This is a genomic window from Vibrio sp. 2134-1 (assembly GCF_033339495.1).
Genome location: NZ_JAWOUS010000114.1, coordinates 1 through 1,132 on the forward strand (window position 1 = coordinate 1; position 1,132 = coordinate 1,132).

General features: G+C 46.5%; 1 protein-coding gene. It reads left to right on the forward strand.

Translation table 11 applies throughout. The features are described 5' to 3' along the window. Nucleotides 1–1,092, forward strand: a 1,092-nt coding sequence (locus R7R78_RS24250) for a PhoH family protein (RefSeq protein ID WP_225474390.1), incomplete at its 5' end; no start/stop codon positions are given. Nucleotides 1,093–1,132: the final 40 nt, after the last annotated feature.

Here is a 1,132-nt window from a genome sequence, read left to right on the forward strand (position 1 = left end):
AATAAAATCGTAACTCTAGAAATTAACCTAGAACCTTCAGACAACCGCCGACTAGCTAGCCTGTGCGGTCCATTCGACGACAACATCAAGCATTTAGAACGCCGTCTAGGCGTTGAAATCAACCATCGTAGTGACCATTTTACCATTGTTGGTAAGCCTCACACCTCAGCGGCTGCGCTGGACATTTTAAAAACGCTTTATGTAGATACTGCGCCTGTGCGTGGCGAGATCCCAGATATCGAACCAGAACAAATTCATCTGGCGATCAAAGAATCTGGCGTATTAGAACAAAATACCGAATCAAGTATTGCGCACGGTAAAGAAGTGTTCGTAAAAACCAAAAAAGGCGTCATTAAACCGCGCACACCAAACCAAGCTCAGTACTTGGTCAATATGGTTACGCACGACATCTCTTTTGGTATTGGTCCTGCAGGTACAGGTAAGACTTACCTTGCCGTTGCAGCAGCAGTTGATGCACTAGAACGCCAAGAAATTCGTCGCATTCTTTTGACACGTCCGGCGGTAGAAGCGGGTGAAAAACTGGGTTTCTTACCTGGTGATTTAAGCCAAAAGGTTGACCCATACCTTCGTCCACTGTACGACGCATTATTCGAGATGCTAGGCTTCGAGCGAGTTGAAAAGCTGATTGAACGCAACGTTATAGAGGTCGCTCCTCTGGCATACATGCGCGGTCGTACGCTGAACGATGCTTTCATCATCTTAGATGAAAGTCAGAACACCACCGTTGAACAGATGAAAATGTTCCTGACTCGTATTGGTTTCAATTCTCGTGCGGTTATTACTGGTGACGTCACTCAGATCGACTTACCTCGTGGTGCGAAGTCAGGTCTTCGTCATGCGATTGAAGTGCTCAGTGAAGTCGACGACATCAGCTTTAACTTCTTCCAAGCAGATGACGTTGTTCGCCACCCTGTGGTTGCTCGCATCGTCAACGCCTACGAGAAGTGGGAAGCACAAGATCAAAAAGAACGTAAAGAGTTCGAGAAACGTCGCCGTGAAGAGCGTGATGCTAAACTGTTAGAAGCAGCGAAAGCAGAACTTAGCGCTCAAGTCGCTGCAACTAAGGAATAAAAATGGCAATTGAACTTGATCTGCAACTGGCAGTCGAAAA